Source organism: Nocardia sp. NPDC059236 (genome assembly GCF_042754085.1).
Classification (GTDB): Bacteria; Actinomycetota; Actinomycetes; order Mycobacteriales; family Mycobacteriaceae; genus Nocardia.
Genome location: NZ_JBHZAF010000008.1, coordinates 283463 through 306767, shown reverse-complemented (window position 1 = coordinate 306767; position 23305 = coordinate 283463). Strand labels below are relative to the sequence as shown.

General features: G+C 67.1%; 20 protein-coding genes. 4 read left to right on the top strand and 16 right to left on the bottom strand.

Going from position 1 to position 23305, the window contains the following annotated elements:
• Window positions 1-45: 45 nt before the first annotated feature.
• The 11 genes from ACFXIV_RS22940 to ACFXIV_RS22890 form a co-directional block, all read right to left on the bottom strand.
• Window positions 46-999 carry an MlaD family protein gene (locus ACFXIV_RS22940; RefSeq protein WP_379395940.1) on the bottom strand — a complete coding sequence of 318 codons (954 nt, stop codon included), beginning with the start codon at window positions 997-999 and terminating at the stop codon, window positions 46-48.
• Complete coding sequence (locus tag ACFXIV_RS22935; protein ID WP_379395942.1) at window positions 996-2048, bottom strand: MlaD family protein; 1053 nt, start codon at window positions 2046-2048, stop codon at window positions 996-998. Before ACFXIV_RS22935 ends, ACFXIV_RS22940 begins: the two co-directional genes overlap by 4 nt.
• 44 nt (window positions 2049-2092) lie before the next feature.
• Window positions 2093-3193 (bottom strand): MlaD family protein, encoded by a 1101-nt coding sequence (locus tag ACFXIV_RS22930; RefSeq protein WP_379395944.1) that lies wholly within the window; start codon window positions 3191-3193, stop codon window positions 2093-2095.
• Window positions 3193-4227, bottom strand: coding sequence for an MlaD family protein (locus tag ACFXIV_RS22925; RefSeq protein WP_379395946.1), 1035 nt, complete (start codon window positions 4225-4227; stop codon window positions 3193-3195). Before ACFXIV_RS22925 ends, ACFXIV_RS22930 begins: the two co-directional genes overlap by 1 nt.
• Window positions 4215-5219: an MlaD family protein gene (locus tag ACFXIV_RS22920; RefSeq protein WP_379395948.1), complete on the bottom strand. Its 1005-nt coding sequence runs from the start codon at window positions 5217-5219 to the stop codon at window positions 4215-4217. Before ACFXIV_RS22920 ends, ACFXIV_RS22925 begins: the two co-directional genes overlap by 13 nt.
• Entirely contained in the window at window positions 5219-6274 is a 1056-nt protein-coding gene (locus ACFXIV_RS22915) for a mammalian cell entry protein (protein ID WP_379395950.1), read from the bottom strand. Before ACFXIV_RS22915 ends, ACFXIV_RS22920 begins: the two co-directional genes overlap by 1 nt.
• Before the next feature lie 4 nt (window positions 6275-6278).
• Window positions 6279-7136, bottom strand: a complete 858-nt coding sequence (locus tag ACFXIV_RS22910) for an ABC transporter permease (protein WP_379395952.1) — start codon at window positions 7134-7136, stop codon at window positions 6279-6281.
• Window positions 7133-7990 (bottom strand): MlaE family ABC transporter permease, encoded by an 858-nt coding sequence (locus ACFXIV_RS22905; protein WP_379395954.1) that lies wholly within the window; start codon window positions 7988-7990, stop codon window positions 7133-7135. The genes ACFXIV_RS22910 and ACFXIV_RS22905 overlap by 4 nt, the downstream gene beginning before the upstream one ends.
• Before the next feature lie 202 nt (window positions 7991-8192).
• Window positions 8193-9302: a serine hydrolase domain-containing protein gene (locus tag ACFXIV_RS22900; protein ID WP_379395956.1), complete on the bottom strand. Its 1110-nt coding sequence runs from the start codon at window positions 9300-9302 to the stop codon at window positions 8193-8195.
• A gap of 50 nt (window positions 9303-9352) precedes the next feature.
• Complete coding sequence (locus ACFXIV_RS22895; protein WP_379395957.1) at window positions 9353-10213, bottom strand: helix-turn-helix domain-containing protein; 861 nt, start codon at window positions 10211-10213, stop codon at window positions 9353-9355.
• 83 nt (window positions 10214-10296) lie between these two features.
• Window positions 10297-11139 (bottom strand): acyl-CoA thioesterase, encoded by an 843-nt coding sequence (locus tag ACFXIV_RS22890; RefSeq protein ID WP_379395959.1) that lies wholly within the window; start codon window positions 11137-11139, stop codon window positions 10297-10299.
• A 407-nt stretch (window positions 11140-11546) separates the two neighbouring features.
• Here ACFXIV_RS22890 and ACFXIV_RS22885 point away from each other — a divergent pair, with 407 nt between their 5' ends.
• From ACFXIV_RS22885 to ACFXIV_RS22875, 3 genes are all read left to right on the top strand, one after another.
• Window positions 11547-12608: an alginate lyase family protein gene (locus tag ACFXIV_RS22885; RefSeq protein ID WP_379395961.1), complete on the top strand. Its 1062-nt coding sequence runs from the start codon at window positions 11547-11549 to the stop codon at window positions 12606-12608.
• A gap of 670 nt (window positions 12609-13278) precedes the next feature.
• The gene (locus ACFXIV_RS22880) at window positions 13279-13713 is read left to right on the top strand and encodes a hypothetical protein (protein WP_379395962.1); all 435 of its coding nucleotides are present in this window, start codon (window positions 13279-13281) and stop codon (window positions 13711-13713) included.
• Between the two features lie 109 nt (window positions 13714-13822).
• Complete coding sequence (locus tag ACFXIV_RS22875; RefSeq protein ID WP_379396457.1) at window positions 13823-16252, top strand: ATP-binding protein; 2430 nt, start codon at window positions 13823-13825, stop codon at window positions 16250-16252.
• A gap of 571 nt (window positions 16253-16823) precedes the next feature.
• Here ACFXIV_RS22875 and ACFXIV_RS22870 read toward each other — a convergent pair.
• Both ACFXIV_RS22870 and ACFXIV_RS22865 read right to left on the bottom strand, forming a co-directional pair.
• On the bottom strand, window positions 16824-16967 hold the full coding sequence (locus tag ACFXIV_RS22870) for a hypothetical protein (RefSeq protein WP_379395964.1): 144 nt from the start codon (window positions 16965-16967) through the stop codon (window positions 16824-16826).
• 35 nt (window positions 16968-17002) lie between these two features.
• Window positions 17003-19270 (bottom strand): serine/threonine-protein kinase, encoded by a 2268-nt coding sequence (locus tag ACFXIV_RS22865; protein WP_379421323.1) that lies wholly within the window; start codon window positions 19268-19270, stop codon window positions 17003-17005.
• A 413-nt stretch (window positions 19271-19683) separates the two neighbouring features.
• Between ACFXIV_RS22865 and ACFXIV_RS22860 the strand changes: the two genes are divergently transcribed.
• Complete coding sequence (locus ACFXIV_RS22860) at window positions 19684-20127, top strand: SRPBCC family protein (RefSeq protein ID WP_379395968.1); 444 nt, start codon at window positions 19684-19686, stop codon at window positions 20125-20127.
• Between the two features lie 112 nt (window positions 20128-20239).
• On the opposite strand, the gene ACFXIV_RS22855 is transcribed toward ACFXIV_RS22860, so the two are convergent.
• From ACFXIV_RS22855 to ACFXIV_RS22845, 3 genes are all read right to left on the bottom strand, one after another.
• Window positions 20240-20464, bottom strand: coding sequence for a hypothetical protein (locus ACFXIV_RS22855; protein WP_379395970.1), 225 nt, complete (start codon window positions 20462-20464; stop codon window positions 20240-20242).
• 295 nt (window positions 20465-20759) lie between these two features.
• Window positions 20760-21599, bottom strand: a complete 840-nt coding sequence (locus ACFXIV_RS22850; protein ID WP_379395972.1) for a phosphotransferase family protein — start codon at window positions 21597-21599, stop codon at window positions 20760-20762.
• Between the two features lie 281 nt (window positions 21600-21880).
• Entirely contained in the window at window positions 21881-23041 is a 1161-nt protein-coding gene (locus ACFXIV_RS22845; RefSeq protein WP_379395974.1) for an IS110 family transposase, read from the bottom strand.
• Between the last annotated feature and the right edge of the window lie 264 nt (window positions 23042-23305).

The following is a 23305-nucleotide window of genomic DNA, read 5'->3' as shown; positions in this document are numbered from 1 at the left end:
GTTGTGTCCTTCCGCCCGCGCGGCGATGCCCGACGGTGTCTGCGTTCATTTGATGGCGATCCGGAGATGCACTGCGCCGTCCTCGCCGACGCCCTGCAGGGCCTGGTCGATCAGCGCGCTGATATCGATGGCGGGTGCGCGACCGACCGCGTCACGCATCGGTTCGAGCACCGGCGCCAGCGGCGCGATGGCGGGACCGATCTTGTCCAGCAGCGCGTTCAGATCGGTGAGGAACGGGACGAGCCCGTCGCCGGTGAAATAGTCGGGGACCGGCCGGCTTTCGGCCAGCAATGAGCCCGAGGCGACGATCTGGTTCAGGGTGATGCCGAATTCGCCGAACTTGGGCCCGGCATCGGCGAGCGAGGGACCGAGCCACTCCATATTGCCGCCGATTGCCTGTATGTCGGCGAACAGCTGCCGCAGGGCGGCGGTGCGGCCGAGCAGCGCGGCGGCGAGCAGAGTCGTCGATCGCTGCAGGGTCTGCACGGCCGCGTCCGTTCCGGCCAGCGCGGTGTCGAAGGTGCCGACCAGGCGCGAAATCGACTCGGGATGAACCTGATTCAGTAGTTCCACCACCCGAGTGGACAGAGCCGTGATCGTCAACGGCGTCCTGATCCGGTCGGCCGCGATGATCTGGCCATTCTGGAGATACGGCCCGGCGGCGGTGCCGGGCGCGAATTCGATGTAGGGCTCACCCAGCGCCGACAGCTGTTCGATGCGCACATCGCTGGCCACGGGGATGCGGTACCGGTCGTCGATGCGCAGCCGAACCAGCACACCGGCAGGCTGCTTGCGGACCGACTCGGCGCGCCCCACCTGGATGCCCGACAGCAGGACCGGCGTATTCGGCACCACACCACCCGAATCGGACAGATGCATCTCGGCGACGATGAACGACCGCCGCCGATCCAGGTGCACGACGCCCACCGACATGTAGCCGACACCGAGGACCAGCACCGCGGCGATCGCCGAGAGCGACACCGTCGCACGCAGATTCATCGGACCACACCGATCATCCGGAGGGTGTCGAAAATCCGGCCGGTCTGCTCATCGGGTGACATCGCGGAACCAACGGCGGGGTCGACGGCGACCTGGACCATGTCGATCTTCGGGCCTCGGTCGACGAAGGGAATGATCCGGTTCTGGATGAGATCCACCAGCCGCTTCATAGTGGACGGGGAATCGGTGTCGAGCGGGTGCGCACCGAAGAGCACGGGCACCACCGCCCGCACACTGCCGTCGAGCGATTGCAGCAGCGGCGCAAGCCATTTCGCCGCGGGTGCGAGCGGGTCCAGCGAGGTGAGCACGAAGATCACGCCGATCTCCGCGTTCACCGCGTCGGTGGTGTGCTGCACGCCGTACGGGGTGAGCAGATCGTCGAACACGGGTGCGTTCTTCTGCAATCCGTCATCCACCGTCGCCTGCAGGCCGTCGAGCACCGCGTCGATCGAACCCAGGTGATCACCCAGATCCGACAGATCCGCGCCCAGGATTCCGGCGATGCGCGCCGTGTCCGCCGGATCCCTGGGGAGTATCGCGTTCGCCTGGCGGACGATGCTCTGCATATCCGACACCGCACCGCTGCCCACGAATGTGGACAGCCCCGCGAGGATGTCCTCGATGGAGGCCGATTGTGTGGTGTCCGCGAGCGGGATCGTCGCGCCCGCCGCCAGCTCGCCCCCGGCCGGCGTGGCCGGTTCGGTGAGCGCGATGTGCACATCGCCGAGCGGGGTGTCCTGCCGCAGTTCCGCGGTGGTGCCCACCGGCAGTCGCACCGAGGTCCGGATCGCGATGTCGGCGATGGCGTATCCCCGCCGGGCGGGCCGGGCCGCAGCGGCGGCCACCGGGTCGACGAGCGTCACCCGGGTCAGCTGTCCCACCCGGACGCCGTCGGCGATCACCTTGGCGCCCTGGGGAAGATTGAGCACATTGGCGAATTCGACCCGCAGCGCATAGGTCGGGCCACCCACGCCGGCGCCGGGGACGGGCAGGTCCGCGGGCTGGAAGCCGCATCCGGCGGCGGAAGCCACGGTGAGAGCTGCGACCACCGACCGCACCATGCGGCGTGACGCCTTGCCTGCGCGCCCGGCCGTCATCGCGCGCCCGCCGCAGCCAGCAGCACGGGCAGGGCGGGCACCGTCACCACGCCGCCGGAGTTCTGGCACCCCTGCCCGGTGAGTGTCCGCACGGCGGTGCAGATCTGATCCGTGTCCTGTTGCGCGAGCACGAGTTTCGGCGGCGCGTAGCCGATGGTCGGCTTGCCGGAGACCGGGTCGACAGCGCTCGCGAACCCGTTCGCCACCGCGGGCGCCATCCGGATCACGTCCGCCAGCGAGCCGACCCCGGACGCGATCAGGTGCGGCAGGTCGGGGATCGAGTCCAGTGCGCGCAGCGCGGGCGAACCCAGCATCATGAGCGCGTCGTTGGCCTGCGGCAGGACCTCCGCCAGCGCGGCGACGAGATCGATGATGGGCGGGAACGCGATCGTGTCGATATCACCGAAGGTCTGCGGCAAGCCGGTCACGCTGTCCTGCACCCGATTCCATCCGCCGCGGGCGCGATGCGCCAGTTCGGTGAGCGCGTCCAGCAGCTTGCCGAGATGGCCGATCGCCGCATCGGGCGCCTGCAGCGCCCGGGACAGTGCGAGGAGGGTGGCGTTGATCTGTTCGCCGGTGCCGGCGGTGGCATTGTCCAGCGCGTCCAGCCCGTCGGCGAGGGCGGTGCGCTGACTCGGGTCCCGAGTGCCGTCGAGCTTGTCCACCAGACCCGCGAGGGCCGCGAATGTCTCCGAAAGGCTCTTGGGCGTGAGGGTTTTGGTGATGCAGTGGTCTGCGTCCCAGCCGGGGCCCGCCGGTTCGGCGCCGATGAGCGCCAGCTTCCGATCGGCGACCAGGGTGTCGCTGACCGTGACCGCCCCCACCTCCGCTGGCAGCTTGCGATCCGCCCGTATCTCGAATCGCACCCGCGCCGAGGTGCCGTCGGGCTGGATGTCGGTGACCCGGCCGACCGGCACGCCCATGATGGTGACCGCGCTGCCCTGGTAAAGGCCGATGCTGTCGGGCATGTCGGCGCAGTAGCCACGCAGCTGCGGATGCGGTCGGCTCAATTTCAGGCCGATGACGGCGGCCAGCACGAGGGTGACGACCACCGTGGCCGACATCAGCCCGCGCGAGGCCAGGATTATCTTCATCATCAACATCCCCCTCCCGGAACGGGTACGCACACCGCCGCGACCGCGAGCGTGGCGGCGGACTGGTCGACGCTCACGCCGCCGGTGGCGGGCAGCAGCGGAAACAGACGTTGTTCGAAGCCGCGCAGGGAATCCACCAGTGCGCCCAGCCGGCCGCCGAGTTCCGACAGCTTCGGGATCGCGTCGGCGAGCGGTTGCGCACGCTGTTTCAGCGACTCGTCCCACACCCGGCCCAACGGGGTCAGATCGCGCAGCACCGCCGCCAGATCCCGCAGCGCCTGAGCCACCTGCACCTTGTTGTTCTGGACGATCGTCTCGAGGGTGCCCAGCGTGGTCAACAGCCGCGCCACGACATCCGAATTCTGGTTCAGCGCGGTCAGATACTCGTCGGCGAGCGACAGGGTGCGGGAGATGGCGGCGTTCTGCTTGTCCAGAACCCCCACCAGATCCCCGGCCGCACGGACAGCGGCACGGACCGAGTCCGGGTTCGCGCCGATCGACTGTCCCACGGCGGCGAGATCCTGCCGCAGGACGTCGCCGTCGATCCGCTGCACCGGTTGTATCGCGTCCTGGAAAGCCCGAGTGAGGTTGTAGGGCACGATGACTCGATCAGGCGGTATCACCGACGACCCGAGTGGCTTGCCCCCGGCGGGTTCGACCGCGACGTAGTAGCCGCCGACGACCGTCAGCATGCGGATGTCGAGGGTGGTCTGATCGCCGAGGAACGCCCGCTCCGAGACGGTGAACTCCATGCGGACCCGATCCGCCAGCAGGGTCAGCGACTTCACCTTGCCGACCGGAATGCCCGCGATACGGACATCGTCGCCGGGCCGGACGGCACCGGCCTGGGTCATCTCCGCCGTATAGGTTCGCTCCGGGGAGGTCCCGGAGATGTAGACGGCGCTGATCGCGATCACCAGCACGACCGCGGCGCAGATGCCGGCGATCCCCCACCGCAGGTCGCGGGCGGACTCTCCCACCGGCGTGCGGTGCGGGTCGCGCGGCGTGCGTCGCCGCCACGAAATCACCTGTGGCATAGGACGATCCTTTGTCCGGCGATCAGCATGCGCAGGGGTTCGGGCGCGGTGGCAGCGCCGTGTGAGCAGGTCATGGTGGCATCCGGGCCGGTCGCCGGGACGGCCGCCGTCATCGCCTGGATCAGGCCGGGCAGGCGGTCGAAGACCGCTACCGCCTCCCGAGGATCCGGGAACGCCTGTTTCAGCGCGGCGTCCAGGTCGCGGTCGGGGGCGCCGGTGACGCCCAGCACCGTCAGCATGCTCCGAAGTGGTTGCAGCACCGGGGGAATCTGGTCGGAGAAGCTGACCAGACCGGGCAGCTTGTCGCTGATGGTGACGAACAGGTCGGTGAGATTCGTCAGCAGTTTCATCGCATTGCCCGATTTGCCGCCGAGGTGATCGGAGATCTGCGACAGGTTGGCCACCAGGGTCGAGAGCACCGCCTGCCGGTCCGAGGCGTAGTGGCTCAGTTTCTCGATGGCCCCCAGCGCCGGTCCGAGCCCGGTCCCGTCACCCTCGATGACGGCGAGCATGCCGGCGCCGAACTGGTTCAGGTCTTCCGGTGACAGTTGCGCCAGTACCGGTTGCAGACCCTTGAACAGGGTCGTGATGTCGAAGGCGGGGACGGTCTCCGCGGTGTCGAAGACCATCGCCGGATTCCGGTGTGCGCCGGGCCGATCCGGCTGTTCGATGTCGAGATAGCGGAATCCGGTGAGGTTCTGGTACCGGATGGCGATCTTGCTGTTGGCGAACAGCGGGTGGGCGCGGGTGACGGTGAACCGCACCCGCGCCAGCGTGCCGTCCAGGCCGACGTCGCCGACCTTGCCGACCTGAACGCCGTAGAGGCGCACGTCGTCACCGGGGCGCAGACCGTTCGCGTCGGTGAACAGTGCTGTGTAGGAATCGGTTTCGCCGCTGACGGGTCGTTCGACGACGCGGAACACGCCCGCCAGCACCACACCCATCAGCGCTGTTGCGAGGGCCACGCGCAGCAGCAGGGCACGGGTGGACATCAGCGGCCTCCCGTCACCGGGTGCGAGCCGAGGACCGCCGCGAGCGGCGTCGCCAAGCCGGGCACGCCCGTCAGTTCCACGGCTGCGTCCAGCACCGGTCCGTCCGGTGTGTCGTGGAACGCCGCGCCGAGCCGGGTGAGCAGTTCGGTGAGCTCGCTCGCGGTGTGGTCCGGCGTGCTGATCGACGCGGACACCTGGTCGAGAATCGTTGTGCCGATGGGCAACAGGCCGGAGAAGTAGCGCTGCGAGGTGCCGAGCAGGGTCGTGGCCGTGGGCAGCAGGTCGGTGCGGATTCCGGAGAACATGGCGCCGAATCGGGCCAGCTGTTCCGGGGAGGCGAGCTGCTTGTTCACATAGCTCGCCTCCAGGACCGCCAGACCGCCGGTCAGCATGGGCGGCACTCCCGCCAGTGCCGAACCGAATCGGTCGAACAGCAGCGACGGTGGCAGCTGCTGGGTTTCGGCGAACGCCCGGGCGGTGGCGCCGATGGCCTGCAACAGCGGGGTGAACGCGCTGAGATCGTGCGCGGCGGTGCGCAGCAGCTCGGTCAGTTGCGGTGTGAGCACGGCCCCTGTGAGCTTGCCGGTGGACTTCAGCAGGGTCGCCAGTGTCGCGTCCCGGACCCGATCGGCCGCCCCGGTCAGATCGACGGTCATGCCGTCGGCGAGCACCGTGCCGCCCGGAGCCGAGTGCAGGTCCAGAGCGCTGATACCGAACAGGTTGCCCGGCGCGTAGTCGACGGTCACCGCGTCGGTGAGGCCGAACAGCTGAGAACCGGTCAGGCTCAGCATGATTCGCTGGCGACCACGCCCGGCGACGTCGATGGCGCCGACCGATCCGACACGCACGCCATCGAGCCGCACATCGGTCCCTGGCCCGACGCCCGCACCGACCTCGTTCACCACCAACGCCACATGGATCTCGCCGGCCGATGCCGGCTCCGGCCACGCTCGCCAGCCGACACCGGTGCACACGGCGAGCACGAGCGCACACACGCCGAATATCCGCGCCCGGCGCGGGCCGACTTCGGTTCCGGGCAGTGCATAAGGTGGCATGGCGTCACCCGGTGAAGGAGATGGGCGAGCGGAATCCCCACAGCACGATGGTGGCGACCATGTCGAGGGCGATGATCGACACCAGGCTCGCCCGGATCGCGCGCCCCGAGCCGATCCCGACGCCCTCGGGCCCGCCGGTGGCGAAAAATCCTTGATAGCAGTGGATCAGCACGACCGCCACCGCGAACAGCATCACCTTGATGGTCGCGGCGATCACGTCCCAGCCGGCCACGAACTGATCGAAGTAATGGTTGTAGGTGCCCGAGGGCGTGCTGTGGACGGTGGTCACGATCACCTCGCACGAGAAGTAGCTGAGTATCAGGGCGACGACGAATGCCGGTGCGACGGCGACGATTCCGGCGACGACCCGGGTGGTCACCACGAACGGCACCGACCGGATGCCGAGCGATTCGAGCGCGTCGATCTCCTCGGAGATGCGCATCGAGCCGATCTCCGCGGTCATCCGGCACCCGGCCTGCGCCGCGAAGCCGACGCCCGCGGCGATCGGCGCGAGCTCGCGCGTCACCCCGAACGCCGAGATGAGGCCGCTGAGCTGGCCGAGGGACAGCAGATTCAGGGCGCTGAAGGCCTCGATGCCGATGGACGCGCCCATCGCCGCACCCAGCAGCAGCATCAGCGGCACCACACCGCCACCGATGATCACCGAGCCGCGCCCCCAGGTCATGTCGGTGATCACCGCGATCGTCTCGCGCCGGTAGTGGACCAGCGTGTACGGCAGCGACGCGAGCACCTGCCAGCCGAAACCCAGTGCGAAACCGAGGGATTCGATCGGGCGCAGCGGATGCGCGAGACCACGGCGGGCCCACCGCAATCCGGCCGGGAGGTAGGACGCCGCCATCACGCCATCCTCACCGGGAAGAACATGGTGACCACCTGTGTGATCGCGGTGTTCAGCACCGCGACCGCCGCCACCGACATCACGACCGCGGCATTCACCCCGTCGGCGACACCGCGCGGGCCGCCCTTCGCCTCGAGCCCGCGCTGACAGGCGATCACCACCACCAGCAGCCCGAAGATCAGGGCCTTGGCCAGCGACACCCAGATGTCGATGGGCGTGGTGAAGGCGCCGAACGACTGCCAGTAGCTGCCCGGAGTGACATCGAGCGCGGCCACCGCCACGGCGAACCCCGAGGCGATGCCGATGCACACGATCAGCACATTGAGCAGCGGGGCGACCAGCATCATCGCGGCGATGCGCGGAACGACCAGGCGCTGAATGGGATCCACGCCCATGACCCGCATGGCATCGACCTCCTCGCGAATGGTCCGCGCCCCGAGATCGGCCGCGATCGCGGCCGCACCCGCACCACCGAGCAGCATCGCAGTGGCCATCGGCGCACCCTGCTTGATCACCCCGAGCCCACCGGCCGCGCCGATCATCGAGTCGGCGCCCAGCTGCGAGACGATATTGCCGACCTGCGCGGAGACGATGACCCCGAACGGAATCGCCATCAGCACGCTCGGAATGGCGGTCACCCGGATCAAAAACCAAGCCTGCGTGAGCGTTTCGTGCACTTGGAAGCGCAGCCGCACGACATCGATGACACCGATGCGGATCGCGCCGGCGCCGATCCGCAACGCACGCCCCAGCGTGGCCAGGCTCGACAGCACGGTCTCGGCGAAGTTCCGGCGCACTACCCCCGCCACGGTCATCCCCTCGGCATCCGGCCGCACCGGCATCTCAGCCGCCGACATCGAACCTCCTCGTACGACCGGTCTTTCAACCCTCGAGGGCAAGTCGGACGCCGCGCGCCGACCCCCTCCCCACGGCCGTGTGATCAACCTCGATCTGTGCGCGGGTGACGCTACCATATGAAATGGACCACATTCCAGACACTGGTCTAGAAATGTGCTCGCTCACCAAGTCAGGCGGATTCTGTCGCTGCGGGACACGCTGCTACGCGAGCGCCTGGTGGATAAAGGCTTGCAGGGCAGCGTCGATGGGATGGGGCTGCGGCGCGATGGCGGGACGGTTCCAGCGTTGGAGGTTCACGGCGGCGGACAGTTGACGGGTGCCGTCGACACTGGCCATCGAGAGTGCGCCGCCACCCCAGACGGAGCCGTCGTGGCCCCAGAAGGTGGCGGGGCCGGGGGCCGGCAGCGTTTGGAGGCCGAGACCGTAGTCGAGGGTCTTTCCCTCGAAGGAGATAACCGAAACGGTGCGCTGCATCTCCGCCAGGGCCGGGCGGCTGATGATTTCACCGGCCAGCAGTAGGCCGAAGAAGTGGTTCAGGTCCGTGACGGTGGAGATCAGTGACGCCGCCGGTCCGACCCACGACATGTCGAAAACGCTGTAGTCGCGCGGCGGTTCGATCATGCCGAACCACGATTCGTAGTGCAGGGAGTGAGGCCCGTCGATGTGCGGTCCGGCCGGGAGTTCGGTATCGCGCAGCCCGGCACGCTCGATGATGTCTGCGGTGATGTACTTCTCGGCCGAGGTGCCGGTGACCGACTCCAGAAGTTCGCACAGCAGAAGGTAATTGGTGTTCGAGTAGATCCCGGGGGTGCCACCCGGGGCTCCGGTGGCCGGCGCCGAGACACCCATCTCGATCAGCTCGGTCGGGTGGAAGCGGGTGAATCGGTTGTCGTCCAGGCTGTCCGGCGTCGTCCTCGCCAGGTCCGGAAAGGCCGCGAGTGACGGATAGGCATGGGGCAGGTATTCGGCGAGGCCGCTGGTGTGGTTGAGCAACATCCGTACCGTGATCTCCGCGCCCCGATCCCCGGGAACCAGACGGGGCAGATAGCGGCCGATCGGTGCGTCGAGCTCGATCTCACCGTTGTCGACCTGCCGCAGTACGGCGGCGGCGGTGAACGTCTTGGTAATGCTGCCGACGCGGTGGCGCATATCGCTGGTGACGGGTCGTCCGGTTGCGACGTCGGCGACTCCGGCTGCGCCACACCAGATCTGGTCACCGGCGCGGACTTCCGCGAAGATTCCCGGCATGCCCGCACGGTGGACGGCATCCAGGGCGGCCTGCAGCTGCGTGGAATCGAGGGTGGTGGTCACGACACGTGTCCTCTCGTTGTCGATGTCGGTGGCCACCACTATCGGCCGGGCTACCCGGCCCGGTATTGGAAAAATTCTCCCCAGGCCCGGTACCGGTGCCGGGCGATGGCGGGCAGATAGTGTGCGGTGAGAGCCCTCGGGGTGTCGTTCGCGAAGATCGACACATCCCGGCACAGGTGAGCCTGATCGGTGTACCCGCACTCGGCCGCAACGTCGGCGGCGGGCCGGCCCGCCATCAGTTTGTCGACGGCATACCGGAATCGGGCAAGCATCGCCGCCCGCTTGGGAGTGAGTCCGATCTGGGACTCGAACCTCGACCCCAGCCGCTTGTGACTCCAGCCGAGCGATCGGGCGAGTTCACCGATCCGCAACCGGCCGTGCGCGGACTCGATTCGAAACCAGGCCTCCAGCACCTCCGGGTCCGGCGACCGATTCGGGTTGTCGCACTGTGCCAGAAACGATTTCGTCAGCGCGAAACGCTCGTCCCACGCCGGGGCGGAGGCGAGCTGCTCGCGCAGTACCCGAACCCGCGGTCCCCAGAGATCCTCCAGCGCGACAGCGCCGCAGCCCAAATCGATTGGGGGAAGACCCAACAGGGAGTACGCCTGTGTCGGCGACAGGCGAATCTCGATACATGCGGCTCGTTCGCTGCGAACTCGCATGGCCGAGAGGGCAAGCCCTGCGGCGAACCCGTCGAGAGTTCGCCGGCCGGCGACATCGTCGACAAGCACCGCGCTGGCACCGAAGCCGATCACGAGGGTGACCGCCGTCGTCCCGGCAACCCGGAGGTCCAGTCCGGCCCTGCCCATATCGCGATAACCGATCATCGCGCCGCCCGGCCATCCGGCATCGTCCGGACCCGCGAAATCCCACCCCGCATCGGGCTCGTCACCGAAGTCCACAGCATCCACCCCGTCCAGGCTACAAACCCGGCGGCCTCACCTCGGTGACGCAGGGTGGGCCCAGGTCATGGCCGCAGGCTCGACGCGGCTGGTCAGCCGGCCTGGCGCATCAGGCCCTGGGCGGAAACGGACGCCACCAGATCACCGGCCTGGGTGAAGATCTGGATGCGACCGTACATCCGGCTGCCACCGGCGAAGGGGCTCTCGCAGTGCAGCAGCAGCCAGTCGTGCATCGTGAACGGCCGATGGAAGGTGACGGTCTGGGCGAGCATCGCGGCCGCGCCGCGGCCGCCGCGGCGCGCGATCTCGGATTTCGGGTACGGGCGCATCGCGACCGGTCCCAGGAAGCCCTCGCTGCCGTGCGCCAGCAACGCGCGACCAAGGCCGGGCAGATCCGGCGCCTTGTCGCAGCGCATCCACACATCCAGGGCCGGCGGTCCCGACAGTTCGGCCGCGAGCGCGTCCGCTCCGCCGAATGTCCGTACCTCCCAGGGCAACAGCGCACACGGCAGCTCTTCGCACTCCTCCGGCCCCGGCAGCCCCTCGGTCAGGTGCGCACCGTGGCTGAGGAAGTCCGGCTCCTCGGCGCTGAGCATCGACAGCACCCGCGCGTGCTCGCGCCCCTCCTGGGAGAACGACACCTGGACCGTCGCCAGCGCCCGCCCCGACTGCACCACCTCGACCGCCACATCGACGTCCCGATCGGCATACCCACCGCGCGGAAAGACACCGTGCAGCGACTGCACGGCCATGTGCGGCACCGTCCGCTCCGCGGCAACCACGGCCTGCGCGAGCGTCTGACTCCCGAGCGTCGTCGGCAGCGTCGAGGTGACATTGCGAGCACGGAACCGACCCGCCCCGACCTCGGTCAGATCGAGGACATCGAGCAGATCGGCCAGGTCGACAACCGGCCACATATGCGTTCCACCAGCCATTGCGAAATATTTGCACACGCCGGAAAGCACACGATCGACGATTCCCGATGAGCGGCACGGCGAAGTGTCCGAGCCGGTGGCGATCGCGACCGAGGGTCACCCGCGGGGCACGAGGGCCGGGCACGGTCGTTCACCGTGGGCCCGAGGCGACCCGGGTGTACTGTCTTCGTGGTCGATCCAGGCGTGCCCACCGGGACCCGAACGGCCGAATTGTGTTGAATGCTGCCCTGATTGGGGATGAGGTGAGGTCGTCTCGTGTCAATAGTCAGGTCCGGTCCCCCCGGCTGGCGCTGACTGTCGTTGTGATCGTCGGCTCGCTCCTCGGATGCGGATCTCCCTCGGGGACATCACATCCGGCGACGACGTCGAGCGTTGTCGCCGGCGCCGCGGGGTTCGTGCATCCGGGAGTGTTGGACTCGCGGGGGCAGCTGGATTTCGTGCGGCAGCAGGTGCGGGCGCAGGCGCAGCCATGGAAGGCGGCCTTCGACGCGATGATGGCGAGCCAGTACGCGGGCCTCGGGTACGTGGCGAAGCCGCGGGCAGTAGTTGATTGCGGACCCTACGACCACCCCGACAACGGGTGCAGTGATGAGCGGCGCGACGCCGACGCCGCCTACACCAGCGCACTGGCGTGGTATCTGACCGGTGACGAGCGCTATGCGCGGAAGTCGATTCAGGTCATGGATGCGTGGTCGGCGACGCTCACCGATCACACCGGCAGCAACGCCCCGCTACAGAGTGGATGGGCGGCCTCGGTGTGGACCCGCGCGGCCGAGATCGTCCGCTACACCTATTCCGGCAGCTGGCCGGATCTGGCTCGATTCCAGGACCTGCTGCGAAACGTATACCTGCCCAAGGTAATCACCGGCTCCACGTCGAACGGCAACTGGGAATTGTCGATGATCGAGGCCACCCAGGGCATCGGCGTCTTCCTCGAAGATCACCACGCCTACGACACGGCGGCAACGATGTACCTCGATCGTGTCCCCGCCTATATCTACCTCACCTCGGACGGTCCACAACCGCGGATCTCGGTCCGCACCCACGCCTCCACCCCGGATCAGATCACCAAATACTGGTGGGGCCAATCGACGCTCGTCGATGGCGTCGCACAGGAAACCTGCCGCGACTTCGCGCACACCGGATACGGCCTGTCAGCGATCGCCCACATCGCCGAAACCAGCCGCATCCAACAACACGACCTCTACCCCCAAGTAGCCGACCGCCTCCGCGCCGCCCTCGAACTGCATTCGAAATACCAACTCGGCCAACCGATGCCGACCTGGCTCTGCGAAGGGCAGTTACAACGCGAACTCGGCCCGGTCACCGAAGTCGCCTACAACGCCCTGCACAACCGAATGCACCTGGACCTCCCCGACACCGAGCACCTCACCGACAAGCAACGCCCGGCCGGGCTGGACATGTTCTCCATGTGGGAAACCCTCACCCACGCCGACAATCCGGGCTGAAATGCCGGAGGCGACCACGCAGTAAGGGTCGAGTTCGACAGCGTTCGCACGATATATGTCCGGAGATCCTTCCAGGAGTGCGATTCTGGCGTCCACGTGACATCCAGGATTCGGGAACAGACCTGACGCACGGCCTGCGGCTCATCGACCAACAGGCGTAATACAGTTCGGCCCGCCATCAGGAATCCACCCGTACCAGTACCCGCCCCGACAGGCGGGGCCAGTGGAAATTCAACTCTCTCAGATCATCTCAGCCCGCGCGGTCCAACCTCCGACGACGCACTTGCATGCGCCGACAGTACACGGCCGCTCAGCGAGCACTGGCTCCGATCGACGGCGATCGCACCGGCCGGCATGGGTGCGTGGAAGATCAACGGACAGAGGCCCTCTGAGCCCGCTGACCAAGGTCGTCAGTGCACGGTGATGCCGATGAGCGAGTCTGCGAGGGGTCGGGATAGCAGGCTCCGATGATGCCTGACCGACCCGGCATATCTGGTAAGCGAGCGATCGTTTCCGAATGCCTAGGCAAATGACACCGATGACTCGCGGCGACAAATGGCGTGTTCTTGTATGCCCTGCTGCTGTTCGGGTGTTGGTTCGGGTATCACGCTGGGGGCCTTGGATCTACGATTATTCGACTCGTGTGGCGGAGCCTGAAGGAGGCGGATCGGTGGATCCCATCGTGATGGCGGTCGGGACCGCGTTGGTGAAGGTGATGGCCACCGAAACCTGGAACACGGCCAAGGAGGCCGTCGTGCGCTGGTGGCGCAAGGCCCGGCCCGAGCAGGCCGACCAGGTAGGCAAGGACCTCGACGAGCTGCGCTCCGACGCGGTCGCTGCTGGCGACGACACCTCGACACAGGAAGCGTTGACTGGCGCGTGGCGGCTACGGCTGCACCGGCTACTGAACGAAAACCCTGATCTACGTGGGGGACTCGAACAACTCCTGAGCGATGACCTCCTCCCGCGGTTGAGCGTCGGAGACCAGAGCACCGTCGCGGCGATCACCCAGACCGCCGAAGTGAAAGGCAACCGGAACACCACTGTGCAGGCCGGCCGCGACGCCAACGTCAAGCAACAGCCCCGGCACCCACGTCGTGACTGATCCTGCGGACGAGCCGAGCGACGACGACACCTCCGAGGACATCGATCGTCACGTCGATCCGGTCCCCCGAATTGAACAGCGGGCGACCATCGGCGGGGACCACAACCTGATGGTCCAGGCCGGCGGCGACGCCAATGTCACTGTGCAGCAAGCGACCCCGCCTCCGCGCCCAACTGTGGTCAGTACCCTTCCGGTCGGTCCGCGCACATTCCTGGGCCGTGACAGCGAATTGAGGCGGATCGTAGCAGCGGCGAGTAAGGGGCGGCTCGTGTCGATCCACACCATCGACGGAATGCCCGGCATCGGCAAAACCACTCTCGCCGTCCACGCCGCTCACCAGCTGGCCGAACTGTTTCCCGACGGCCGCTATTTCGTCGAGCTGCATGCTCACACCCAGGGGCAGGCCCCCGCCAATCCCGCCGACGTGCTCGCCCGTCTGCTCACCGACCTCGGGATCGACCCCCAATTCCTGCCCGACACTCTGGAAGGGCTCCGCAACCTTTGGCGCGACCGGCTTACCGACAAACGGGTATTGATAGTGCTCGACGACGCGGTGGACGCCGATCAGATCGCGCCCCTGATCCCCTCCGGACTCGAATGTCTGACCCTGGTCACCAGCCGCCGCCGTCTGGTCGCGGTGGATCACGCGATGCCGGTACCGTTAGATATCCTCGATCCCGATCCGGCCGCCGCGCTGTTCATTACCGTTGCCCGCCGCACACCAGCCTCCGATATGGAGAGGGCGGCGGTCGATCGGATTACCCGGTCGTGCGGGTTTCTGCCGTTGGCGATCGTGCTGCTGGCCGCGCGCTTCGCCCATCACCCTGCCTGGACCATCGAACAAATGGCCGCCGAATTCACCAGCGCGACAGATCGCCTCAGTGAACTGGAGGCTGGGCAGCGGGCTGTGCGGGCCGCGTTCGACCTGTCGTACCGCGACCTTCCAGTCGAGCGGCAGCGACTGTTCCGTCGCCTGGGCCTGCATCCTGGACCCGACACCGACACTGGTGCGGCGGCGGCGCTGGCCGATATCGCGGCCATGACCGCCCGGCGCGAGTTGGACATGCTCTACACCGATCACCTGATCGAGGAGACCATACCGGGGCGCTATCGGCTGCACGACCTGCTGCGCGACTACGCCCATACCCTCACTGTCACCGACCCGGCAGAGGCCAACAACAAGGCAGTGGCTCGGCTACTGGATTATTACCAGCATGGCGCCACCAATGCCGACCGGTGGCTGGGACGCCACACCCGTCCCGTCCCCAGGACACCGACAGTCGAGACCGGCGGTGTCGGGGTACGGGAGTTCGGGGACGAGAATCTGGCGTTGGCGTGGATGCGTGCCGAACGCGCCAACCTGCTGGCCTGCCTGGACTACACCACTAGCCACGATCCTGCCCGGATGGTCGCATTGACCGACGTGATGGCCGGACTGTTGCAGCGGGAAGGGCCCTGGCCGCTGGCCCGGCGCCTGCACCGGCGCGCCGCACACGAGGCCGAACGCCTCGGTGACCGGCTCGCCTACGCCAACGCCCTCACCAACCTCGGCGGCGTGCTGTGGAGGACTGGGCACTACGGCCAGGCCATCGATCTGCACGAGCAGGCCCTGGACCTCTACCGAGAGATCGACAACCGCCTCGGGGAAGGCAACGCCCTCATCGACCTCGCCATCGTGCGCCAATTCACCGGTGACTACGACCAGTCAATCGTCCTGTATCGGCAGGCCCTGACCCTCTACGGGGAGAGCGGCGAACGCCTCGGAGAAGGCAACGCCCTCACCAACCTCGGCGTCGCGCTCAGGGCGACCGGAGACTACGCGCAGGCCGCAGACCTTTCCAGGCAGGCCCTGGCCGTGTTTCAGGAGATCGACAACCGCCTCGGGGAAGCCCACGCTTTAACCGACCTCGGCAGCGTGTGCATGGCGACCGGGCACTACGTACAGGCCGCAGACCTGCACCAACAGGCCCTGACCCTATTTCGGGAGATCGGCAACCGCCCAGGAGAAGGCAACACTCTCACCAGCCTCGGCGCCGTGCGCATGGCATCCGGTGATTACGACCAGTCCATCGTCCTGTACCAGCAGGCCCTGACCCTCTACCGGGAGAGCGGCGAACGCCTCGGAGAAGGCAACGCCCTCACCAACCTCGCCGGTGTGCGCCGTTTGACCGGGGACTACGTGCAGGCGGCAGACCTTTCCCGGCAGGCCCTGGCCGTGTTGCGGGAGATCGGCAACCGCCCTGGGGAAGCCCGCGTGCTCAATGAGATCGGGACGGCCTCGCTCGACGCCGGTGAACCGATCGAAGCGTTGACAGCCTTCACCGATGCGCTCGGGTTAGCCCGAAAAATCGGAAGCCATCTCGAACAGGCCCGCGCCCTGCACGGCGCCGCCCGCAGTCGGGCCAGCCTCGGCGACACTGCCTCGGCCGTGACCGACCTGCGCACCGCCGTCGACATCTATCGCCGCCTCCGCGTGCCCGAAGCCAACACCGCCGCCACGTATCTCGCCGAGCTCGAATCCCATCCGTCGCCGGACTGAGACCGCCACTCCCTGCACAGCACCCGATGGGAGGGAAGGTAGCGGAACCGCAACACTGAAGCAGCACCTGTACAGCGGGCGATGGCAAATCATGTCGGCGATCGTTGTGATGCTATTGGTGGTCGGGTTCATATTCGCCCAGTCAAAGCGGGATCCGGACGAGGGTGAAGATGCGCAAGTCGTGCCACTGCCGGCGATCACCTCGCCGTTGCTGCCGTCGCCATCCAGCGAGCCGACTTCGCTGGCGCCTCGAGATTGACCGGAACGTCCGCTCGTGCCGCATACCGTGCTGACCGAACCGGCCAGCGCCGGGCATCGGAAGATCAACTGGCCGTGCCCATCCGAGGCTGGCGGAACGTCCGCTACTGCGAATGTCGCGTCTTGCTCGGGCTCTTGGTATCGGCTGTTGCGGGATCGAGGGACAGATCCGCGAAAAGTCACGCTAAGCGGTTTGGCTATCAATCCACCGTGCTACCGCAGATTAATTCCGGAGTCGCTCGCGTGGGCGAGACCTTCGCGCGACGGAATCGCCTGGCAGCCCATCTCTGCGGGATCCGGCTCTAATTTAGAGCTACTTTTCGCGCCGATGTTCCTTAAACCCCGAGTTCGAGGCGATCCACACCATCGCCCGCGCCCGCGAGGTCGGTTCGGTGCACTCGATCATCGCCACGGCCGAGCTACGCCCGCAGATCGTCGCGGCGATCGAGCGCGGCATGGCCGGACTGGCCTCCTAGCATCGGCTGGGAGTGCTCATGCGATCTCGACACCCGAGCGCTTCTCGACGACCCATTCGAGGGCTCGTAGGTCCGCGTCCAGTTTTCGGAACAGCCAATAGGTGGCCACGAACGCGAGCCCGGTGATCCCGCACAACCACAGCACCGAATTCGTGATGCGGACGCGCTCGTCCGGCTCGAGGTAGAGGAACCCGGTCAGCACGGCGACCAGGGGCACCGATGCGGCGATGCCGAGGTAGACAATGCTTCGTCGGTGCAGTGCCCGGAGGTGGGCGGCATCGCGAACGGTCGTGTGCCCATGGCGCAGGTAGATCGGGTAGACGCAGCGGACGATGTAGAACGTCTGCAGGAAGAACATGTAGGAGACCGCGATCGCGCCGCACACCAGCACCAGCATCGCCGCATGGGCCAACAGCCGCGGCGGACGAGCGGCTATCTCGCCGAGCAGGGCCACCCACACCCCCGCGCCGATCATCCAGAACACCAGGGTGAACATCACGTCGAAGTCGGCCCAGAACAGGGTGCGTGATCGGACGCGGGCCAGCGTCGCCTCGTCGTAGCGTCTGCCCTTGCGCAGGCCGCGGGGCACCGCGATCAGATGTCGGCACAGGTAGACCCAGCTCACGATGGCCAGCGGCCAGGCGATCAGATGGAAAGTGTTCGAGGCCTGGATGAGCTCCGAGTGGACGGCCCCCGACGGGCTCCCTCTGCCGAACTGCAAGCTCTGCCCGTACAGGTAGACCAACGCCGGTCCGACGCCGACCAACGCGATAAGCCACAGGATCGGGACGGGATGGCGCGAAAGCCGTGCCCGCCAACTGTTCTCCGGTGGATAGACGAGGTCACGGGCCCGCTCGTCGAGGCACAGATCGAACTGCAGCGCCAATTCCGACCCGCTGCCATACCGGGACTCGCGATCCGGCGACAGGCAGGTCAGCAGCACCTGCCGCAGCGCCGCAGGACAATCGGAGGGAACCTCGGACAGGTACTGCGGATCGATGGGCCGGCGGCGTAGTTCGAGCATGCGACCCAGCGATGTCTCCGACATGCCGGCGAACTCCTCGTCGGCGAACGGGACGCGGCCGGTGAGCAACGCCCACAGCATGACGGCCAACGCGTAGATGTCGCTGCGCGTGTCGAGGTCGGCAGCCGTCGCCGGCAGCTCCGGATGACACGCTTCGAGCTGTTCGGGTGACATGTAGGCCAGCGATCCGCCGAAGTACGCCAGCGGGCTGGTCCCCCGGATCTGCCGACTGAAGCTGACATTGAAATCGGCGAGCTTGGGTATGCCGTCGGCGCTCAGCAGCACGTTCGCCGGTTTGATATCGCGATGCAGCACCCCGCGCCCGGCGGCGTGCCCGAGCGCGTCGGCGAGTCGACGCCCCAGCCAGGCAACCGTTTCCGGCCACGTCATCGCCGCGATCCGGGCCCGCACCGCCGAATCGGTGGCACGAACCTCGCCCTTGTCCTCGAGTACCCCGTCCACGGCATCGAGCAGCACCCGCCCACTGCGGGCATCAACCGGGGTCGACCGCAGCCGATTCAGCACATCGAGCAGCGTGCCGCCCGGCAGGTACTGCATATACAGCAGCTTGAGCTCGCCATCGGCGATCAGTCGCTGGTCGAAGATCCGCACAATGTACTCGTGGTCCAACTGGGCCAGGGTCTCCGGCTCGGTACCGTGGTTGTGCGAGATCTTCACCGCGACCAGCCGCTGCATCGAGCGTTGCCGCGCGAGATACACCCGGGCGAACGCACCCTCCCCGATCATCGTCAGCAGGTCGAAGTCCCCGACCCGGTCCCCCGGATTGATCGCCCCCAGAGCGACCTGCGCGCTCGGGCGAGCAACCATCGTGCTGCGATATCCGGTGGTGTCCAACTGGACCGGAGCCCGGCCGATCCCCGCGGCCGCGGACTCGGTAGCCCCGGGTTCGGTCGGCTCCTCCCCCGCGACCGGCCGCGAGCCGCGACGCAGGGCGTGGTATTCCTCGTACACCAGGTCCGCCGGAAGTGGGCCGCTCCGCAGCTCGGCGTACTGCTCGCAATACTCGGCCAGGCGCTTGGGAAAGTGATGCCGAACCCACCTGTTCTCGAGGTCGACCTTGATCAGTTCCACCAGCACCGCACGCCGCTCGGTATCGGCGTCGGGCAGGTACGCCGACAGGTCAGGAGGACACCCCGACGCCGCCCACGCCTGCTCGAACCGGGATACCGCCGCAGCGAGCGCCGTGCGGCTCCGTTCTGCCGGATCGATGATCAGATGCTCGAGGGACTCATGCACCACATCGATACCCCGGAACGCGAATCCCCGAGGTGTGGCCCCACGCGACGATCGACAACCACACCTGAATATCCGACACAGCTTCGGTGCCATCCACCCTGACCGGCACCTCCAAAGCCTATCGCGCAACCATCGAGCACACACCAACACGTGGGGCGGCAACAGCACCGACAGTAAGGCGGCGGACCGCCGAATGGTGCGCGTCCATCAGTGCACGGGAATCAGTCGCCCGGCGGTCGACTACTCGGCACCCAACGTCCTGCATTGGCACATTTCGCGTTGACAGAACCGGCCGGCGCGGGGCGCCGGCGCCCGGAACCTGTTGCGGTACAGAACGTCCGCTATTGCCGATTCCAGCGCACCTGTTGCATGTTGTCGCAACAACATTTTATTGTTGTTGCGACAACATGATGGGAGTGCTCGAGGTGTACGAGATTTCGGCCGAAACGGTGATCCGCGGGGATCTGGCCTGCGTGTGGGCGACGGCCACCGATGTCGAGAATCGACCCGCGTGGGATCCGCACGAGCAGGCGGCCCGGCTGGATGGGGCTTTCGCACCGGGAACGACCGGGTGGTCCAAGCCCCGGGGCGGGCCGGGGGCCGATTGGGTCATCACGATGGTGGAACCGCTATCTCGGTGGGGTTCGCAGAGTGTGCTGCCCGGTGGAAAACTGGTGGGCGAGAACCTGTTCGAGGATCTCGGTGACGGACGCGTCCGCTGCGTCAAAACCGTGCGGGTCACCGGGCCGTTCGAGGTACTGTTCCGGTTCTACTTCGGCAAGCGGATTAGGCGGGACTTCTTCAAGACCTGGGCAGCACTCGAGAACGAGGTCGACCGTCGAACCCGACTCGCCGTCTGAACAGCCGCTACTGCCGCTTCCAGCGCGGTCCGAATCGACTACATGGCCCCTCGGAAGATCAAAGTCCTGAGGTCATCTCGGGACGTTGATCTTCTGCGCGAAGTTCCGCAATTCAGAACAGTCGATCACTCGAATGCTCCGGCACGGGCGCAGTCCGCGTGCATACGAGCTCCTCGTCGGCGATGACATCCTCGATCGCGTCGATCTGGTCTTGAACCGCCTCGGCGCGCGCCACCAGCTCGACCCGGTCGGGCTCGGTGAGGCTCTCGGCTTCGAGCTTCTCGAAAACGCACGAGAGCACTGACCGTAAGTTCTCGAGCTTGCTCTCTGACTCCACGAGACCTCACCCTACGTCCGAACCCAGCGAACATCGGCTCTTGCCGCGTGGCGCGCTGACCGAACCGGCCAGCGCGGGGCATCGGAAGATCAACGGGCAGAGCGCCGTACGGCCGCCGGCAGTGCGCGCTGATGCCGATTTTCGTGCGATCAAAGAGCTTTCGTGCGGTCAACGAGTCAGCAGTGGCAGTAACGGCGTCAGATAACAGCGAAGGGCCGTATTCAACTGTCCGGTATTCGAGGATGGTCAGCCGGGCAGGCAGGCGGGGCGGTAGCCGCACCGAGGTACGGTGCGGCTACGCGAAGCGTTCGGGGTGGCGGTTCGCTTCTGACTCCAGCCACGGCACGACGGCCTGGACGAAGCTGTCGGGGTTGGTCATGGGGCGGCCGTTCATACACGCGACGAGATGACCGACACCGAGAAGGTCGTCCCAGATGCGGGCGCGGTGAAACATTTCGGTGGGGACGGCACGGCGGACGGTGTCCCACCCGTGCCAGGCCATCATCGCCACGTCGAGGGCAGGGTCGCCGGGCATGGCCAGGTCCCAGTCGAGGATGCCGAGCAACCTACCGTCGGTCGACCAGTGGACGTTGGGGCCACAGAGGTCGCCGTGCACCAAGGCATCGGGGACCGGTTCCAGGGTTAGGGCGGCGTCGAGCCGACGCAGGACCTCGGGCTGCCACCGGACCGGTAGGCGGGGAACGATGTCCGCGATGATGATCTCCGACCAGTGGCGGCCCTGAGTTCGGCTGTCGAGCACGGCCAACAGATCACTGTCGAGAGGCACGGAGCGGACAGCCGACAGCACCTCGGCGATCTGGCCGACGGAGCCGACACCTTCAGGCAGAGCTGCGCCGTCGATCCACGAGACAGCAACAGCGGCCCGGTCGCCGAACATGGCGACAGAGGTCAACGGCTCCGGAACCCGAAACGGCAGGCCCGCGCGGGCCAACCAACGAAGCACTTCCACCCGCTGTGGCATCGCGGCAGCAGCCAACGGTCGCTTGCTGACCCGGACGGCGGCGACATCGGGGATCAGCAGCACGTCATGGATGTTGCCGTTGGCCGCGAGGACGGCGCGATCGAGGCGGACACCAGGCAGGAGAGCCGCGGCGATCTCCAGCAGGTCATCCACGCGCTTCCCCTTTACGGCGGATCGGTTCGCTGCATCTCCACGCGAAGGCGGACGAAGGTGTCGTTACCCCAGGTGCTGGTCCGGTACTGCGACAACGGTAATGGGCGACCACGACAGGACGAGCAGCTGGTAGCCGAGTCCACCGGAGAACCGGCCAGTGCTGAGCGCACTATTCTGCCGCATACCACGCTGACCGAACCGGCCAGCGCCGGGCATCGGAAGATCAACTGGCCGTGCCGAACCGAGGCCGGCTGAACATCCGCTACTGGCACCCCTCTATGTCAAGACGCTGGTGTAGGTGCGGAGCTAGCCTTGTGGGTGGGTCCGGGATGTGGCTTGTCCGAAGGGCCGGTGTGCGGGTTGGAGCCGGTCACGCTGGAGTCAGGAGTCGTCCCCGATTGCCCTCCCGGGCCTGCTAATTCGCGGCGTTGCTGATCGGCGAGCATCCGGGTGTAGACGGTGTTGGACAGGCGGCGTTTGAGCGCGCGCAACGTTTCCATCGAGGTCTTCCCGCCGGCTCTGCGGGCGTTGTAGTAGACGCGGCCGGCGGTGCGGTTGCGGAGTTGGACGATCGCCATGATGTGCAGGACCCGGTTGATCTTGCGGTTGCCGGCGCGTGAGAGCCGATGCCGCTGCTGATCGCCGGAGGAGGCGTCCAGTGGTGCGGTGCCGTACCAGGACGCGAACCGGTCCCGGGTGGCGAAGCGACCGATGTCGCCGGTATCGGCCAGAAGCCGTGCCGCGCCGGAAGGCCCGATGCCGTGCAGATCCATCAGGGTCGACCCGCGTTCGAGGACCAGCGCCCGCAACTCCTTGTCGGCGGACTTGGTCTTGCGGTCGATGGTTTCCAGATCCTCGATCAGCTCGGTGACCAGGCGCAGCCGGACCCGGGCGGCCGCGTCCAGCGGCTGGATCGGTTTGATGAGCGCGCGGGCCTGGGCAGCGGTGAGGAACTGTTTGGCGCCACCGGGGATCAGTTCCAGCAGCAGGCGATGTAACCGGCACAAGGTCTCGGTGCGGGCCCGGCCCAGTTCGTCGCGACGATCGGCGAGCATGCCCAGGGCGACCAGTTCCGGGTCGGCTTCGACCCGTCGCAGGTTCGGTGCGTGCAGGGCGGCCAAGGCGACCGAGTGGGCGTCGACGGGGTCGGTTTTGCGGCCGTTGCCGGTGGCGAAGACCCGCACCTGCGCGGAGAGTTTCGCGGGCACGTCGATCACCGTCTCGCCGTCGTGGACCAGCCGGTGCGCCAGGTGGCGGCCGATGCCGTTGCAGCCCTCGATGGCCCAGACGCGATCGGTGAACTTTCGTCCCGCGGAGAGCATTTCGTTGTATCCGGCGGTGTCGGTGGCATACCGGCCGCCAGTCAGGACACGACCGGTGGTGTCGATGATGTCGATGGTGGCCGAGCGTTTGTGCGGATCCATTCCGATGATGACGGTCATCATCCCTCCCGTGTCCGGCAACGACAGTGGTGTCCGTGCGGGAGGGCACCGCTAGTTCGAGCAATGGGGCAGGCCCCTCTTCAGCCACTCCCTGCACGGCACCCGTTGGGAGGCAAGCCAGTAGAGAGCCACACCAAAACAGACGGTGGGCAGCCGAATATTGGGAGCATCCCACCGGGCACCTGGATCAAATCCTGGCCGGGATCCGATCCTGACAGCAAGTGTCTAACTAGCCGATTTCAGCGCGCGGATGAAGCGTTCGGG

Bases quoted from the DNA above. Each gene is read 5' to 3' on its own strand.
- ACFXIV_RS22940 (WP_379395940.1), bottom strand. From the start codon at position 999: ATGAATCTGCGTGCGACGGTGTCGCTCTCGGCGATCGCCGCGGTGCTG.
- ACFXIV_RS22930 (WP_379395944.1), bottom strand. From the start codon at position 3,193: ATGATGAAGATAATCCTGGCCTCGCGCGGGCTGATGTCGGCCACGGTG.
- ACFXIV_RS22925 (WP_379395946.1), bottom strand. From the start codon at position 4,227: ATGCCACAGGTGATTTCGTGGCGGCGACGCACGCCGCGCGACCCGCAC.
- ACFXIV_RS22920 (WP_379395948.1), bottom strand. From the start codon at position 5,219: ATGTCCACCCGTGCCCTGCTGCTGCGCGTGGCCCTCGCAACAGCGCTG.
- ACFXIV_RS22915 (WP_379395950.1), bottom strand. From the start codon at position 6,274: ATGCCACCTTATGCACTGCCCGGAACCGAAGTCGGCCCGCGCCGGGCG.
- ACFXIV_RS22905 (WP_379395954.1), bottom strand. From the start codon at position 7,990: ATGTCGGCGGCTGAGATGCCGGTGCGGCCGGATGCCGAGGGGATGACC.
- ACFXIV_RS22890 (WP_379395959.1), bottom strand. From the start codon at position 11,139: ATGGCTGGTGGAACGCATATGTGGCCGGTTGTCGACCTGGCCGATCTG.
- ACFXIV_RS22875 (WP_379396457.1), top strand. From the start codon at position 13,823: ATGGTCCAGGCCGGCGGCGACGCCAATGTCACTGTGCAGCAAGCGACC.
- ACFXIV_RS22870 (WP_379395964.1), bottom strand. From the start codon at position 16,967: ATGCCGCGCTCGATCGCCGCGACGATCTGCGGGCGTAGCTCGGCCGTG.
- ACFXIV_RS22845 (WP_379395974.1), bottom strand. From the start codon at position 23,041: ATGACCGTCATCATCGGAATGGATCCGCACAAACGCTCGGCCACCATC.